Here is a 16177-nt window from a genome sequence, read left to right as displayed (position 1 = left end):
ATCGGCTTGCCCATCTCCTCAGTCTCGGTTGTTCCGATGCCTGAGGTTAACAGCTCGTCGCGAAAGTTAACAGCCCCAAGGGGCCATTTTGAAACCGTCTCTTAGAATGCTCCGAACAGTTTGAGTGCCATGGCGATCGTCAGCGCGATCGAGACGACAAAGACGACGACGGCCGTCCGCTTGCCGCCTTCCTTCGAGACGGCGTCGTGGTTGACGTCCATCAGCAGGTGGCGAATGCCGGCGCAGAAATGGTGGAGAAACGCCCAGGACAGCGCGAGGACGATCAGCTTGACGACGATGTTGGAGAGGAAAGCCTTGAAGACTTCGAAGCTGAGCTCGGAGGTGAGACTCTGGTCGAAGAGGAACAGCAGGAACGGCAGGAACAGGAACAGCAGCGCGCCGCTGACTCGATGGAGGATCGACAATATCGCCGCCAAGGGCATGCGATATTTCATCGTGATATCGCCGAATCCGATGTTCCGGTATTCGGGTTGGCGAGGTGTTCGGAACGTAGTCATGGAAGGATCCGGATCAACCGTTCATCGAAGGTGTGGCGGCCAGCAGCGACAGGCCTGCCACACTCGTCAACAGGCACCGCAACGCGAAATACCAGGCCGGAATGAATGCCTTTCTCCACAGGACGCCGTCGACGGCCGCGCAGGCGACGAGCACGATCGCCATTCCCGTGAGCTGCGCGCCGATGCCAGGCACCATGAGCACGGCCCACGCCATCAATGCGGGAATCACGCTCCACCCGTAGAGAACACGCTGGCGTCGCGGCGATTCGGCTGCACGCAGTGCGATACCCCAATGCACGGCGCCGACAAACGACGCGATACACGCGGCGTAGTTCAGCAGTGCGCGCACGTAATCGTCATTGGCGGCCGACGCATGGATGCTCAGCCACGACAGCGAGATGAACGGCGCGAGGCCAGCCAGCGCCAACGCTGCGGGCACGCGGTAACGACGCAGGACCGCACGCATGGTCATGGCCTCGGCGGAACGATCAGCGCGCCCTGGCCGCCATCGACGCCGAATTGCTGGCCGGTCACCCAAGATGCATCGTCGCTCAACAGGAACGCCGCAAGCGCGGCGGGATCGTCGCCGGCGCCGATCCGTCCGAGCGGATTGGCGTCCGCGAGTCGCTTCGCGACCTGCGGCGCACTCGTCAGACGCGCGGACATCGCCGAGGCGATCAGGCCGGGATGAATGCAGTTGACGCGAATCCCGCGCGCCGCGTAGGTGGCGGCCGCCGACTGCGCGAGCGCGGCCACCGCGGCTTTCGCGCTGGCGATGGCTTCATGGTTCGGGAAGCCGGCTCTCGAAGCGACACTGCCGAACAGCACCGCACTACCCCCGGCCCGAGCGGCGAGCAACACGCGTACGAACGCGCGCAATGCGTTCCATGCCGAGAAGTAATTCGCCGCGAACGCGTCGTGCAGTTCGGCATCCGAAGTCGAATGCATCGGCTTGACGACGATCGAGCCGACGCAATGCGCGAGCCCGTCGGGCACGCCGAAGCGCTCGATGCCCGTCTCGAGCGCGCGATCGAGCGCTGCTGCGTCAGTCGCGTCGGCGGGCGCAACGACCACACGCTCGCGCGACATCGTCTCGGCAAGGGCGCCGAGACGATCGGCGTTTCGTGCGGTGACCACGATTGAGACGCCCTTGGCGTTCAAACGACGTACGAGTGCGCTGCCAACGGCCCCCGTTGCACCGCAGATCCAGACAAAAGCCATGGTGACTCCTGTTGCGAGCATCCTTCCGGTACGGCGACTCCGGCACCTGTATGCGCGGAGCGGCGCTCGACGACCGCCGCGCGATGCACGACCGGGCCGCGTCATGCCGCTGTTTACGGACTTCATTCTATGCCATTTTCGCGCACATTGAAGCGATATTGTGACTCGTAAATTGAGAATGACTCAGAATATTCGTGTCAATGATCGCTGGATCCAGCCGAATGCGCTCGCATGACGTAGAATTCTGGTGTGAGCGCGCAAAATATGCGCACTATTCTGCATTTTTTAAGATGAATCAGACGACTGCATTTTCCGACTCACCCGCCACCATCGCGATCGTCGGCGCGGGAATCGCCGGGCTGGCCTGCGCGCGCGTCCTGGCTGAAGCGGGTCATCGAGTGACGGTGTTCGAGAAAAGCCGTGGCGTGGGCGGGCGAACGAGTACACGTCGCGCGGACGGCTGGCAGGCCGATCACGGCGCGCAGTATTTCACTGCGCAACATCCGGCATTCGCCGCCGAAGTCGCGCGATGGGTCGCCAGCGGCGCAGCCGCCCCGTGGGCCGCGCGCGTCGCATCGATCGGCTCGCTCGGGCCGCGGGAACTGCTCGCGCCGGCTCAGCGATACGTGGGCGTGCCGGGCATGACTGCACCGGCGCGGCATCTGTCGGCGGGAATCGAGACGGTGCTCAAGACCACGATCACCGAGTTGATGCACGACGAACAGGGCTGGCGACTGATCTCGGCCGAGCAGGGAGCGCTGGCCGTGCATTACGATGTCGTCATCGTCGCAGTCCCGGCGCCGCAGGCCGTACCGCTCCTGCGGCGCGCCGAACCGGGTCTCGCGGTGATCGCACAGCGTACCGAGATGCGCCCGGCCTGGGCAGTGATGGCGCAGTGCGGCCATTTGCCCGATCCGGGCTTCGACGCCGCATTCGTCAATTTCGGTCCGCTCGGCTGGATCGCTCATGACACATCCAAGCCGGGGCGCACTGGCGTGAGCACCTGGGTGCTGCACGCGACGCCCGAGTGGAGCCAGGCTCATCTGGAGGCATCGCCCGAGCGGATAACGCGCACGCTACTGGACGCCTTTCGCGACATCGTGGGTGCCACCGCCGACACGGCAACCGCCCATCGCTGGCGCTATGCCGAGCTGGCGCCGTCGTCTGTCGCGGCTCCCGGCCGATTTGCGTGGCGGGCCGGGCCGCGCATCGGACTGTGCGGCGACTGGCTGGGCGGCGGCAAGATCGAAGGCGCATGGCTCAGCGGCACCGGCCTCGGCAGCGCGGTGGCCGATACCTTGATCACGCGCTGAGCGGCACCGCTCGGCTCGCCGCCGCGTCATGGCGGCGACCCGAGCGCGCCTTCGCTTGCAGGCGCGGGTTGCTGCGCTCGCGTGATGCCTCGCTGTTCGAACCACGTCGAACACTCGAACCCGCTTCGCTTCGCGAACGCGCAGGTCGGCGCTCGGCAGGATTGCAGCTGCGCGAGACAATGGAGATCATTGGCGATCCGAAGCGAATCACGCACCCACGCCGCACGCGCATGCTTCGCACGCGCCGTTTTCGACCAAGGCGGCCGATGACGGAACGGCCTACAGCGATTCGATATTCCGCACGACGCTGTCCGCCTGCATGCGAATCGCGTCGAGCGCCTCGTTATCGAAACGCGCGAGTTGTCGATAGACCATCGCAAGCCGATGGTTGTGTTGCAGCGCGTCCCTGTGCCGATCGAAAAAGTCCCAGTACAACGCGTTGAACGGGCATGCGCGCGCACCGGTTCGGGCATTGCGGTCGTATGCGCAGCCCTTGCAGTAATTGCTCATCCGATGGATGTACGCGGCGCTGGAAACGTAGGGCTTGGTTGCCATCGCGCCGCCGTCGGCGTATTGACTCATGCCGAGCGTGTTTGGCATCTCGACCCATTCGAACGCATCGATATAGACGCCGAGATACCATTCATGCACCGCGTGCGGATCCAGCCCGGCCAGCAGCGCAAAGTTGCCGATCACCATCAGCCGCTGGATATGGTGCGCATGCGCGTCTTCGAGCGACTGCCGCAACGCATGCGACATGCAGGCCATTCGCGTGCGGCCATCCCAGAACCAATGCGGCAACGGCCGGCGATGACCGAACGCATTGCTTTTTTCATAGCCCGGCATGCGGGCCCAGTACACACCGCGCACGAACTCGCGCCAGCCCAGTATCTGCCGGATGAACCCTTCGACCGCGGCAAGCGGTGCCGCGCCACTGCGATACGCGTGCTCGGCCCGCGCGACGACTTCGCGCGGATTCAACATTTTCACATTGAGCGCGAACGACAGCATCGAGTGGAACAGTCGCCGAGCACTCCCATGCATCGCGTCCTGGTACTGCCCGAAAAACGGCAGTGCGTGCCGGATGAAGGCGTCGAGGCAGGCGAGCGCTTCGGCTCGATCGACGGGCCAGCGGAAGTCGTCGGCCGACGGCTCCCCGAAACTGCGCACGCCCGCCGCCACGATCTGCCGCCACAGCGCGCGATGATCGTGATGCGGACGCCAGTCGGCCGGTTCCGCAGGCGAGCCGGACCACGCCTGGCGGTTATCGGCATCGTAGTTCCACTGCCCGCCTGCCGGCCGCCCTTCCCCGTCGAGCAATACGCGATGCCGCACGCGCATGTTCCGGTAGAAGCGATCCATGATCCATGATCGGCCCGTTCCGAGCACTCGCCCGACCTCGTCGCGCGTCGTGTAGAAATGACCGGTATCGACCGCGCGAACCGGCACGCTCGCAGCTGCCGCATAGGCGCTCAGTTGCTGGTCGACACGCCATTCGTCCGGCAGCAGATACTCGATGAACGCTGCGCCGTGAAGCTCGGCGACACGGTCCAGGTTGGCGGGAATGGCCTGGCGATTGAGCGGGTCGTCGATCTTGATGTAGTGCACGCGATGGCCCGCATCGCGCAACAGTTTCGCGAAGCGACGCATCGCCGCAAAGATGGCAATCAGCTTCTGAGCGTGATGGAGCGTGTAGTCGGTCTCCTGCCGAACTTCCATCAGCACGTAGATCGTGTCGGCCCGGACATCGGAAAACCAATAATGATTCGGGTCCAGCTGGTCGCCGAGGACAAGCCTTAAAGTCTTCATGGAACGCTTCGCCATTGATGATCGCCGCCTGGGTTGTCGAGACACCTGCATTGCCACCTCGCAGCACGCCCCACGCCAGAATCCGTCGCCGCGTCACGACCACGCTCGCCCGTCCGTCGGCGGCGCTGTCTGGAAACGCCCGCGTCATCGCGCGTCGAACGAAACACCTTGTCCCCTCCCAACGCCCAGCAGCGCGCGTCCTGACTGACCTCGCGCCACCGAGCGGTACCGCTCCGAAGCATTCTAGTCGGCTCGCACTTCGCGAACCAGCTTTCTGGGCAAAAATCCGCATATTGAATCACTTTCCTGCTTCAAATTTCAGGCAAACTGCGTACAATCCTGAGACAACAGGACGTCGACTTTAGGAGAGCAACGATGCCCCCTCGCAAGGATCGCGATACTCCTCACCGCTATCGCAGCGGCGAGGCCGCGCGTCTGGCGCGCATGCCGGCAGCAACGCTGAGGATCTGGGAAAGGCGCTATGACGTGATTGCTCCGCCCAAAACGCCGTCCGGACAAAGGATGTACTCGGACGACGACGTACAGCGAATTCGTTTGCTGAAAGCGCTCGTCAATCAGGGTCACGCGATCGGCTCGATCGCCAGCCTGAGCCGCGAGGAGCTCGAGGCGTTGTCGGTGACGAATACGCGTGGCCCGGCGTTTCCCGAGACGGGTGTGAGCCTCGCGGTCGTCGGCGCGCTCCCGATTTCGGAAGCCGCGGTAGAGCGAATGGGAATCCGGATCGCCGCACGAATCGACACGATTGACGACGCGAGCGAGCATGCGAGTACGCCAGTCGACGCCCTCATCGCGACGACCACGTCGCTCCATGAGGATGTCGTTTCGCAGCTCGCTGCCTTGGCGCAAAAGCTCAACGCGCACGCCGTGGCCGTCGTGTACGCGTTCGGCACCGCAGAGGCGGTCGAGCTGGCGCGTCTGTCGGGGTTCGAGCTTTTCCGGTCGACGGAAGGCCAGACCAACCCCGCATCCATCATTTCGAGACTGGCGCAAGCCGTCGTCAAGGCGCGCGATTCGAATGAGGCGGATCGCGGGCTTTGGCTGCGCACGCGGCGACGCTTCGACGAAGCGACGCTCGCGTCGCTCAGCGGCCTGTCCACCACCGTCAAATGCGAGTGTCCGCGTCACCTCTCCGAATTGATCATGCAGCTCGGTGCGTTCGAGCGATACAGCGACGAATGCGTGTCGCGATCGCCGGCCGATGCGCTGCTGCACCGCCACCTCGGAGACGCAGCGAACCGCGCGGCCGAATTGCTCGAGACGGCGCTTGCCATCATTCTTCGCGAAGAGGGATTGGGCGGAACGACGCCGGAGCTGAAGGCGCTGTAGCGCGGCAAGCGCCACCGACTGCTCCGACCTGCCTACGACGATAGGTGGCGATGCTGCGCGGCACATGTGTCAAGCGCGTCGGCGCGCGCAATGTGCTGGCAACGGGTGCCGCCCTTTTGCGACGCGTTCGTCGTTGAGCGTAGACGTGGCGGCTCTGTCTGACCGCACGACAAGCCGTCGATCCAGGACCAGCACACTTGCGCGTTCAGCGCAGGTCTTTCCTAGATCATCGAGCCGAAACCGAAGAACGAGCCACCGCGGCAGCGGTTGCCGGCTGCCCGGTCGCGGATCGAGCATTCGACGCGTTCGCGACGCGATCCGCGAACGCGGAGAGATCGTCGAGCACTGACGCCACCCCTCTCAACGGCGCGCCCAGAACACCGACGATCGACGCATGGCTCACGTTCCTGTAACGCATGACCACGACGGTGTCGCCCATGTCTTGCAATGCGCGCGCGAAGCGGTACGTGTTGCCGGGCTCGACCACCGTGTCGTTCTCCGCGACTGCCAGCCACATCGGCGGCTCTGTACCCTGAATGAATCGAATCGGCTGGCTCGCCGCACGCGCTTCCTGCGGGAATATCTTTTCAAGCGTTGCATCACGCAGCGGCAGGAAGTCATAAGCGCCGGCCAGACCAATCACGCCGGCGATATCGCTCTTCTGCATCTCCTGTGCCGCCAGATAGCGGCCGTCGGTCGCAAGCAATGCGGCAATCTGTGCGCCCGCGGAGTGCCCCATCAGAAACAGGCGACGCGGATCGCCGCCGAACGCAACTGCGTGCTCGCGTGCCCACGCCACCGCCTGCGCTGCATCGTCGACGAAACCGGGAAAGGTGGTCGCCGGATACGTCCTGTAGTCGGGCAAGACGGCAACAAAACCCCTCGACGCCAGTGCTTCTCCGACGAACAGGTAGTCCTTGCGCTCGCCGGACTGCCAGCTTCCGCCGTAAAAGAACACGACCACAGGTGCGCCCGCATTCGCATCGGCCGGCCAGTGATGCAAGACGCGCGCGGGCAAGTAGACGTCGAGCACTTGACGCTCGCCGGGGCCGTACGGGATATCTGCGAAAAGACTGAATGTGTACCTCGGCGTTAGCGCATTCAGCAGCCGCACCGGACTACACGCGCAGAGGAAACCGGTCGCGAGCAGCACCGACAGGACGGCCAGTCCGGCTTTCATGTTCATGCAAATCTCCTTACCTGACGATTCCGGTCGCATTTGCTGCTTTGTATGGGGATTTACGGAACTTGCGCAGCCGCGGATGCATGCATCGCACGACAGCCGACACCACCCGTCCAGGAGCCACAAGCGGATGTTCATCGTTCTGGCGCCGGCACGCTCAGGCGATCTAGCGTCTCGTTCGAGCGCCCTGCCCGGATGCCGACCAGTTGGCCCGTCGGCCCGGTTCAAACCCCGACGCTGCGCGACATGAGGCGCGCTATCCCGATGCGTTGCAGCGGCAACATCGTAAGCGGCCGTGCAATCCACAGCGGTACCGGCCACCGGGCGCTCACTTAACGGCATCCAGATATTCCGTTCGCAGGTGCATCCGTCCGCAATGCAGCGTCGTATTGGAGATGAGAGTCAACGCGGAATGCCGACGATCGCTCCCTGCAAAGCTATCGTCTGGAAACGGTTCCGCTCGTCGACTACATTGAGAGCCGTCTGCCATGAACGTTCCACCTGCCACTTTCCCCGAGATGCAATGTCGTCGTGGCGTCGGGATCGATTTCGCTCGTTGTCGAGGGCGACGCATTGCTTTGCTCGGCGCACGCATGTGCACCACTGAGGCACGCGGCGTGGCGACCATGTCGTTACCGATCCCGTGCGAACGATCATGATAAGTGCTACGAATCAAGGAACGTCGAGCACGCCAGCGCTGGGCGCCGCTCACGTGTACGTCTATCTCGCGACGACCCAAATCGGATGGCTGGCATGCGTGATGACTGCCGCATCGCAACGCGCCGCGTGGGGATTCGCCTATGCGCTGATCGCGACGGTCGGCCATCTTCTCTTCGCGCGTCGGCCGTCATCCGAGGCGCGGCTTGTCCTCACGGTCACGGTGTCCGGATGGTTATGGGACAGCGCCGTTGCACATTCCGGCCTGCTTGTTTACCCGAACGGCGTTTTGCTCGAAGGAATAGCGCCGTACTGGCTTGCGGGGTTGTGGGCGCTGTTCGCGATTCAACTCAATACTTTGCTGCACTGGCTCCGGGAGCGACCGCTCATCTCGGCGCTCGTCGGCGCATTCGCGGGCCCGGCGTCCTTTCGCGCAGGTGCGGCGTTGGGGGCCGTTCATTTCAAAGATCCGACTGCAGCGCTCGTCGTGATCGCAACCGGCTGGGCGTTCATCCTGCCTGCCGCGCTCGCGATTGCACGCCATTGGGATGGTGTAACGCCCCTTTCTCCGCCAGCAACCGGCGGAGACGTCATGAATGACGCCCGCGCCGAATAAAGACATTGGCTCGATAGAGCCGGAAACGCACCAGCTCGTTTCATCTCCGATCCCGTTCACATTGCCAACGTACCTTCTCAGGCAACGCACATGACAAACTCCGAATTGCCATATCAATCCCGCCCCGTGATCGTATGGTTTCGTGATGACCAACGGCTCAGCGACAATCCCGCACTCTCTCATGCGGTCAGTACCGGCCATCCTGTTGTTTGCGTTTACGTATACGACCCTGCCCCGAAGCTCGGGCGTCCCATGGGTGGCGCGCAACGGTGGTGGCTGCACGAGTCCTTGAGAAAACTCGATGACTCGCTTTCCGCTCTCGGGGGCTCGCTGATCGTGCTTCGCGGTAACGAACATGAAGCCATCAGGAGGCTCGCTGTCGAGACCCAGGCGGCAATGGTTTTGTGGAATCGCCGCTACTCGAAAGCGCAAACGGAAATAGATGCATCGATCAAGAAAGACTTGATCGGCCGCGGAATCGAAGTGTCGACATTCAACGGCCATCTTTTGCGGGAACCTTGGACAGTCACCACGCGCGAAGGCTTGCCGTTCCAGGTGTTCAGCGCGTACTGGAGAGCCGCTCAGCGCGATAATTTTTCCCCGCCATGTCCACTATCGGCGCCCTCTCGGATCACGTTCTTTCCCGTCTCCAAAAACGTCAGCGCACACGTCTGTACGCTTGCCGAGCTTGCATTGCAGCCCTCAACGCCTGACTGGGCGGAGGGGCTGCGTGCGACCTGGCGATGCGGCGAGGAAGCGGCTGGACATCAACTTGAGGCCTTCATTGAACACTCGTTTTCCGATTATGCCGCCGCACGAGATTTTCCAGCCACTCAAGCGACGAGCCGGCTTTCTCCCTATCTTCGCTTTGGCAACATCTCGGCTCGTCAAGTGTGGTACGCGACGTTATCAGCGGTAGACGCAATGCGAAGCAGGCGAGTTGTTCGCATTGACGATTCCCAAAAAGAGTCGTTGAACAAGTTCTTCAGTGAGCTCGGATGGAGAGAATTCTCGTATTACCTTCTCTATCACTGCAAACCCCTCCATCAGTTCAATTTTCGGCCTCAGTTTGACTCCATGCCGTGGCGCACCGACGCAAAGGCGCTTCGCATGTGGCAAATGGGAAAAACAGGATACCCGCTGGTAGACGCCGGCATGCGCGAGCTTTGGCACACTGGCTGGATGCACAACCGCGTGCGCATGGTGACAGCGTCATTTCTCACGAAGCACTTGCTCATCGATTGGCGTGAGGGCGAAGCTTGGTTCTGGGATACGCTGGTCGATGCGGATGAGGCAAGCAATCCCGCCGGGTGGCAATGGGTTTCAGGGAGCGGCGCCGACGCAGCCCCGTATTTTCGAATCTTCAATCCTGTTTTGCAGGGGAAAAAATTCGATCCGACAGGCGAATACACGCGGCGGTGGGTGCCCGAACTCTCTGCACTTCCCCCCGAAACCGTCCACAGCCCATGGACCGCTTCTACTGAAGCGCTGCAAGAGGCATCCATTAGTCTCGGCGCAAGTTATCCCTTTCCGATCGTGGATCACCAGCTCGCACGCGCGCGGGCGCTCAGTTCGTTCGAACTCCTGGATACGCAAAGCCAGAGGAAGTGACCCGCAGTCGTTATTGCGAAGGTGCGGGAAGGCACGGGCAACGTCGGCTACAACCCGGCCACCGGCAAGTTCGTCGATCTCGTCGAAGCCGGTATCGTCGATCCCACCACGGTGACGCGCACCGCGCTGCAAGATCGATCGCTCGGATCGAGCACGAATCGTCGGCGACAACATTCGGGCTCGACCGTGCGAAAGAAGCGCCCCGACGACACACCGGGATCGATGTGATGTGCAAGAGCGTGCCGCCCGCTTTCGCACATCACGTTCTCTGTCGGATACAGGCTGAAGCATCAGGGCATCAGCACGGAGTCGACCACGTGAATCACGCCGTTGGACTGCATGACATCGCCGATCGTTACGTGCGCGACGTTACCCTTGTCGTCGGTGATGGCCAACCCGTTCGAGCCACGGCTGACGATCCGGGCATCACCTTCGACTGTCTTCAGCGTCGCCTTGCCGCCACCTTGGTCGACCGCCTTGGCAAGGTCGAGTGCCGTGAGTCGTCCGGGGACGACGTGATACGTCAGCACCTTGACGAGCACACCCTTGTTCTCCGGCTTCAATAACGTCTGCACCGTGCCAGCCGGCAACGCGGCGAATGCCTCGTTGGTCGGTGCAAATACCGTGAAGGGCCCTTTGCTCGACAATGTGTCGACCAGCCCCCCGGCCTTGACCGCTGCGACCAACGTCGTGTGATCACGAGAATTCACCGCGTTTTCGACGATGTTCTTCGACGGGTACATCGCAGCGCCGCCCACCTCGACCGTCTGCTCCATCGACATGGATCCTGTCTCGGCGGCCTGCGCGTAAATGCACGTTGCGAATGCAAGGGCGAGCGCCATGCTGCCCAGTTTTGCTTTGCTGCAAGATTTCATTTGCGTTCTCCGGGAAATTTGCCGCTGTTGACTGGAAGCAATCGGGGATACGAGTCGAACCGCGCAGCGGATGCACGGTTGAACACTTCATCGTGACCAGATCTGCGGCCGGGGAACCGGCAAGGGTGTCGAAACGATGTCCATCTGCGGACGTCACTGCATCCGTTCGCGCTTTGCTGCCGTATATCCGTGTGCCATCCAGCCAAGGTGCTTGGCGTCCCACCTCGGGAAATGGCGTCGCGATGGCATCCAGAGGAGACAACTCATGAAGCGTTCCATTGGTATCGCAGTTGCCGCAGCGGCGCTGTTCGCGCTCAGCGCTTGCGGAGGCGGAGATGACATTGCTCCAGCGGTCGCGCAACACCCGGAGAACCAGGCCATCTGGGCCGCGCTCGGAGGTGATTCGGCGGCCCCCGGCGTGGTGGCCGGCGTGGTCAATGCAGCTGTCGCAGGCCTTTTGGCGGACCCGGTCGAGGCGCCCTATTTTGCCGCTGTAACAGGGAATGCGAGCCACAGCAGTGCCGCCCATGACACCCCCGCACGGCTTGAAGCATGTCTGACGCTGCAGTTTGAATCGCTCCTCGGCGGTCCGTACACCTACCCTGGCCCGGTCAAGGTCGCTGGAGACATCGACTCCCAGCCGGAGATGTGCCAAGACATGACGGCTGCCCATAACGACGTCGGCGTTCCCGGCTGCGTGTTCGACCAGTTCATGGTGGATCTCGTCGCGACGCTGCAAAGCAAACTCTCGTCCGCAGACTTTGCAGCACTGACGTCGACGACAAACGGAACGTACGCGCTCACCGAGAAAAATTCAGCCGGCATCCCGGTTGGCACAAAGTTCCAGTTCAGTGCGGTACCAACCCTGTTCAACCTGCGTAGTACCGTGATCAACGCCACGCCCGGCGGCCCGGTGTATCTTCCCCCGACGGTTGCAACATCATGCACGGGCTGACTGCGGTGCGAAGAACTCACGTGATTGCCTGGTTCACCGCGTCAATCCTCGTGAGTGTTGCCGGGATCGGCTGGTTGCACACGTCACAGGGACGACGGCTCCTCACTGAGCTTGGCGTGAAGTGCCCAGTCGATTCCGTCGATTCCCGAACGGTGCTGTCGATTCGCAACAAAGCCATTTTGCTGGAGAAGGGCGTATCAGCGGCCCCTAACCGTCCTGCGTTCGGCCTGCAGCTTGATCGCAGTACCGAAGCAGACGTGTTGGAAAGAATGTCTCGGGACAAAGCGCAGTGTCTCGAATTGTCCCGAGGCTTACGCTACCTGCGCTGCCGTGGGGTGCCTGCAGAGACGCTCGGCTCGCATGGCCCACCAGTGAGCGAAATATGGTTCAGCTTCGCGCCCGATCGCACGCTGATGGCCATCAATGTGTACCGTCGTGACATGTCCGTTGATGAAACACGGCAGAGCTGGCAGATCGCCGTCCAGAATCTGCGCAATTTGCTCGGAGCACCAACATCCGTGTCTGGAGATACAACGCTGGAATCGCTCATAGGCAAACCCGTGGCGGTTGCACGGGTGAGCTATGCCTATTCGGATTACGTTGCGACAGTTACCGCATCCCACTTGCCATACGGGGGACTGGCAGTCCGCGAGCAGTACATGTCGACCGCGGTGAAACAGGAAGGATAAACACTCGGACGAGATGCCCGACCAAGGTCCGGCATCTCGCGAACCTCACCGTTGGTGAAGGTCGCCGGGAGTCAGTAAGCGAATCAGTCCGGATTCCAGCTACGATGAAATTCTAATTCAGCATCAGTTTGTTAGAACTCTTAATAATGTCGCCTTCATGAAACTCGCCCCGACGATCAAGCGACTCACTTGCCGCGACGGCTTGTTTCACCGACTAACCGGCGCTCGCGCGCCCACACGATCACCTCGCCGTGCCTATTCACGTCGAGCAGCGCGAAGCCGTCGGCCGTGACCTCGCCAAAAAGCACGAGCCTGCACGCAAGAACGAGCCATTAGAAATTGCGTGCCAGGCCGACCATGAACATGTCCTGATCCTTGTCGTTGCCCGTTGCGACACGATTGAAGCGCAAGCTGGCAGCCCAATCGTTCGTGACCTGATAGCTCACCTGCGCGCTGAGCAGGGCATTGAGTCTCGTCTTGCTCGAGACTTCGTCCCGATCGCGCGAGAGATACGGACCGACGCCTGCCGACAGCGTCCATTTGCTCCTGATCGATGCGACGTACCAAAGTTGCGCTGCCACACCTCGTCGACCGGCGACGCCATTATTGCCTTCGTAGACGAAGCTCGCCGAATAGGCCCACGCATTGCCGAGCGGCCGCTTGACTTCGACCATATACCCTTTTTCGATCGGCACTTGAGGACGGTTCGTCTGCGACGTCCCCGCCCAAACGCCAACCTGCGTCTTGCCGTCCGAAAGCGCGGGGCCGGGAGCGCCGCCGAAATCCGAGCCGATGCCGAAGAGCACCGCGTCGGAATTGAATCCGCCAATCATCTGGACGTGGTTGTACTGGACCTTGAGGAAGAAGCGGTTGGGAACGACGTAATACCGCACCGCTGCCGACGCACGCACACCCCAGCGCTTGTCGTTGCGCACCGCGTTGTCGACATGCGTCGTGTCCATGCTGAAATACGGTCCCGCCGAGAATTCCAGCGCCACGCGGTTGCCGACCGGCCAACGAAACGAACCCAGGGCGGCGAAGCCGTCACGGTGGTGATCCAGGGGATGCCCCTCGTTCACGTACGCGAGGTAGACCGAGAGGTAGTCATTCAAGACGTCGCCGAAGCCGACTTCGTAGGCGCGCCAATGCATGTCGCCACCCTCGGTCGCGCGTCCGTCGCCATACACCGCATAGACGTTGAACTTTCTTTCAGATGGCTTGGCACCGATCGGCGAGCTCGACGGACTGTCCTCGGCGTGAACGTGGCCTGGGCCGGCCAGCATTGCCAGACCGGCGATCGAGCCTGTGAGCACGAAGCGCGAATAGATGCGACGGCACTGTCCCATTTGGACACCCCCTCACTCTGGTCACCGCGATTTCCCGGACAAGCTGACAGCGATTATAGGCTGCCTCGGGTAACAGGGGCCAGGCCAGTCACGTCTCCGGCTGTCGCGTCCACGAGCGGCTCTCACGATCGGTTGACGTCGGTATGGGTGGCAGTTTCTTCAACTTGCATTTCGCTGAACGCGGCCGTGTCATCCCGGGCGACACCCTATCCGCAGGTTGCCGAACCTTGTCACGTGAAAGTGCCCCTCGGGCACGGCTGCTCGCCAAGTATCGGCCATGTGGATCGGGATGGCCGCCCGGATTCACAAATCAGCCTGCGCGGAACCGATCCGAAAGACCGAAACAGTCGCCTCCAGCTGCCCCGCCTGCTCTTTCAGCGACAGCGCGGCCGCCGACGCCTGCTGAACCAGCGCCGCGTTTTGCTGGGTCACCTGATCCATTTGCGTCACCGCCTGATTGACCTGCTCGATGCCTCTGGACTGCTCGTCGGACGCGGCCGCAATCTCGCCCATCAGCACTTGCACGCGTTGCACGGACGTCAGGATCTCCGCCATCGTCCCGGTTGCGCGATCGACTTGTCGCGCACCGGTCTCGACGCGTTTCAGCGAATCCGTGATCAGTTCCTTGATCTCGCGGGACGCCGTGGCGCTGCGTTGGGCGAGCGATCGCACTTCGCCTGCGACGACCGCGAAACCGCGTCCCTGCTCGCCTGCCCGCGCAGCTTCGACCGCCGCATTCAGCGACAGGATGTTGGTCTGGAATGCGATGCCTTCGATGACGGAGATGATTTCGGCGATCTTGCCCGACGCATCCGACAGGCCACGCATCGTGCCGACGACTTCCTGCGCCGCCTGATTGCCCTCTTCGGTCAGCAACGCCGCGTCTTGCACTACCTGATTCGCCTGCTTCGCATTCTCGGCATTCTGGCGAACCGTCGAAGTCAGTTGCTCCATCGAGGCGGCCGTTTCCTCCAGCGACGCGGCCTGCTCTTCGGTCCGTTGCGACAGGTCCATGTTGCCGGCCGTGATCTCGTGCGCGGCCGTCTCGATGGAGTGCGAGCCTTCCCGCACCACGCGAATCGTCTGCAGCAGCTTGCCTTGCATTGCCCGCAGGCCGGTCATCAGTTGCCCCATCTCGTCGGTCGAATCGACATCGATCCGCGTCGTCAGGTCGCCGCCGGCAATCGCGCTGAAATGATCGAGTGCGTGCGCAAGCGGCGCACCGATCGCGCGCTGAAGCGACCACCACGTGAGTACGGCTGCGCCGAGCGCGACCAGGATGCCGGCGATCGCGATCCCGACGAACCAGTGGAAACGCGCCTGCGCGGCATCGAACGTGACCCGAGAGGCCGTCATCTGGATTCGGCCGAGCGCGTCCATCGCGTCGGAGACGTCGATGAACAGCGACGGCGGTATGTGCCGCCACACGTCGGGGATTTTCACGGGATCGCGCGCGTCAATGGCGCTGAACATCGGTTCGAGACCGTTCTCGACGAGCGCGTTGAACTTCGTGTTCGCGTCGGCCGCGCGGCGCGCTTCCTCCGGGCCGGAGAGCCGCAGCGCGCGATACGCGTCCCACGCCTTTTTCGACGCGGCGAGCAGTTCACGGGATGTCGCGGTTTCCTGCGGCACGTCGGGACTGTTCGGATCGAGCGCGATGCGATAGAGCCACAGGCGGGTTCTCGACAGCGCGACATTCGCCTGCCCCAGCGCCTCCGACGATGCGAGCCGGTCGGAATAAAGCGTCTTCACATCGTCGTTGCTTATCGCCACGCCAATCACTCCGATGATGCCGCCGACGACGAGCAGTACGCCGAGAAAACCCATCGCCAGCGCCAGCCGGACGCGAATGCTGAAATTCCTGAACATGATGAGGGAAGCGTTGAGCACGAAACCGTTGCATGCGACGCATGCGTGTCCAGCCGATCGAAGGCGGCACGTGCGAGACCGATGCCTCGATAACGGCCAGCGCGGCGCGTGAATTAGTGCGGAACCGACAAGGAACGTTTCCGGAAACGGGACGTTATGTGCGAAATT

The 16177-nt window shown here is 62.4% G+C and carries 15 protein-coding genes; 7 read left to right on the top strand and 8 right to left on the bottom strand.

Going from position 1 to position 16177, the window contains the following annotated elements:
- Nucleotides 1–101: 101 nt before the first annotated feature.
- The 3 genes from sdhC to WS75_RS14360 are packed head-to-tail and all read right to left on the bottom strand — an operon-like array spanning nucleotide 102 to nucleotide 1739.
- Nucleotides 102–518, bottom strand: coding sequence for a succinate dehydrogenase, cytochrome b556 subunit (gene sdhC / locus WS75_RS14370; protein WP_059681049.1), 417 nt, complete (start codon nucleotides 516–518; stop codon nucleotides 102–104).
- 13 nt (nucleotides 519–531) lie between these two features.
- Nucleotides 532–984, bottom strand: a complete 453-nt coding sequence (locus WS75_RS14365) for a DUF3429 domain-containing protein (RefSeq protein ID WP_257129381.1) — start codon at nucleotides 982–984, stop codon at nucleotides 532–534.
- Nucleotides 985–986: 2 nt separating this feature from the next.
- On the bottom strand, nucleotides 987–1739 hold the full coding sequence (locus WS75_RS14360; RefSeq protein WP_059681047.1) for an SDR family NAD(P)-dependent oxidoreductase: 753 nt from the start codon (nucleotides 1737–1739) through the stop codon (nucleotides 987–989).
- Between the two features lie 290 nt (nucleotides 1740–2029).
- On the opposite strand from WS75_RS14360, the gene WS75_RS14355 reads away from it, so the two are divergent.
- Complete coding sequence (locus tag WS75_RS14355; protein ID WP_059681046.1) at nucleotides 2030–3052, top strand: NAD(P)/FAD-dependent oxidoreductase; 1023 nt, start codon at nucleotides 2030–2032, stop codon at nucleotides 3050–3052.
- Nucleotides 3053–3331: 279 nt separating this feature from the next.
- On the opposite strand, the gene WS75_RS14350 is transcribed toward WS75_RS14355, so the two are convergent.
- On the bottom strand, nucleotides 3332–4861 hold the full coding sequence (locus tag WS75_RS14350) for a cryptochrome/photolyase family protein (protein ID WP_059681067.1): 1530 nt from the start codon (nucleotides 4859–4861) through the stop codon (nucleotides 3332–3334).
- 375 nt (nucleotides 4862–5236) lie between these two features.
- On the opposite strand from WS75_RS14350, the gene WS75_RS14345 reads away from it, so the two are divergent.
- The gene (locus tag WS75_RS14345; RefSeq protein WP_059681045.1) at nucleotides 5237–6208 is read left to right on the top strand and encodes a MerR family transcriptional regulator; all 972 of its coding nucleotides are present in this window, start codon (nucleotides 5237–5239) and stop codon (nucleotides 6206–6208) included.
- Between the two features lie 226 nt (nucleotides 6209–6434).
- Here WS75_RS14345 and WS75_RS14340 read toward each other — a convergent pair whose 3' ends face one another.
- Entirely contained in the window at nucleotides 6435–7394 is a 960-nt protein-coding gene (locus WS75_RS14340; protein ID WP_059681044.1) for an alpha/beta hydrolase, read from the bottom strand.
- A 709-nt stretch (nucleotides 7395–8103) separates the two neighbouring features.
- Here WS75_RS14340 and WS75_RS14335 point away from each other — a divergent pair.
- The 3 genes from WS75_RS14335 to WS75_RS14325 all read left to right on the top strand — a co-directional run bounded on the left by WS75_RS14335 (nucleotide 8104) and on the right by WS75_RS14325 (nucleotide 10503).
- Nucleotides 8104–8664: a DUF2878 domain-containing protein gene (locus WS75_RS14335; protein ID WP_257129380.1), complete on the top strand. Its 561-nt coding sequence runs from the start codon at nucleotides 8104–8106 to the stop codon at nucleotides 8662–8664.
- Nucleotides 8665–8754: 90 nt separating this feature from the next.
- The gene (locus WS75_RS14330) at nucleotides 8755–10275 is read left to right on the top strand and encodes a cryptochrome/photolyase family protein (RefSeq protein WP_059681042.1); all 1521 of its coding nucleotides are present in this window, start codon (nucleotides 8755–8757) and stop codon (nucleotides 10273–10275) included.
- Nucleotides 10276–10296: 21 nt separating this feature from the next.
- Nucleotides 10297–10503, top strand: a complete 207-nt coding sequence (locus WS75_RS14325; protein WP_059681041.1) for a hypothetical protein — start codon at nucleotides 10297–10299, stop codon at nucleotides 10501–10503.
- A gap of 62 nt (nucleotides 10504–10565) precedes the next feature.
- On the opposite strand, the gene WS75_RS14320 is transcribed toward WS75_RS14325, so the two are convergent.
- Nucleotides 10566–11150 carry a fasciclin domain-containing protein gene (locus WS75_RS14320; protein ID WP_059681040.1) on the bottom strand — a complete coding sequence of 195 codons (585 nt, stop codon included), beginning with the start codon at nucleotides 11148–11150 and terminating at the stop codon, nucleotides 10566–10568.
- 265 nt (nucleotides 11151–11415) lie between these two features.
- Between WS75_RS14320 and WS75_RS14315 the strand changes: the two genes are divergently transcribed.
- On the top strand, nucleotides 11416–12105 hold the full coding sequence (locus tag WS75_RS14315) for a hypothetical protein (protein WP_059681039.1): 690 nt from the start codon (nucleotides 11416–11418) through the stop codon (nucleotides 12103–12105).
- Between the two features lie 20 nt (nucleotides 12106–12125).
- Nucleotides 12126–12794 carry a hypothetical protein gene (locus WS75_RS14310; protein WP_156429778.1) on the top strand — a complete coding sequence of 223 codons (669 nt, stop codon included), beginning with the start codon at nucleotides 12126–12128 and terminating at the stop codon, nucleotides 12792–12794.
- Between the two features lie 332 nt (nucleotides 12795–13126).
- Here WS75_RS14310 and WS75_RS14305 read toward each other — a convergent pair whose 3' ends face one another.
- Nucleotides 13127–14140, bottom strand: coding sequence for a hypothetical protein (locus WS75_RS14305; RefSeq protein ID WP_059681037.1), 1014 nt, complete (start codon nucleotides 14138–14140; stop codon nucleotides 13127–13129).
- A gap of 303 nt (nucleotides 14141–14443) precedes the next feature.
- Nucleotides 14444–16030 carry a methyl-accepting chemotaxis protein gene (locus WS75_RS14300; protein WP_257129379.1) on the bottom strand — a complete coding sequence of 529 codons (1587 nt, stop codon included), beginning with the start codon at nucleotides 16028–16030 and terminating at the stop codon, nucleotides 14444–14446.
- Nucleotides 16031–16177 lie beyond the last annotated feature (147 nt).

This window comes from Burkholderia sp. FL-7-2-10-S1-D7 (genome assembly GCF_001524185.1).
GTDB classification, from domain to species: Bacteria; Pseudomonadota; Gammaproteobacteria; order Burkholderiales; family Burkholderiaceae; genus Burkholderia; species Burkholderia diffusa.
The sequence above is the reverse complement of the archived record's forward strand: the minus strand, read 5'-3'. Positions and strand labels throughout refer to the sequence as shown.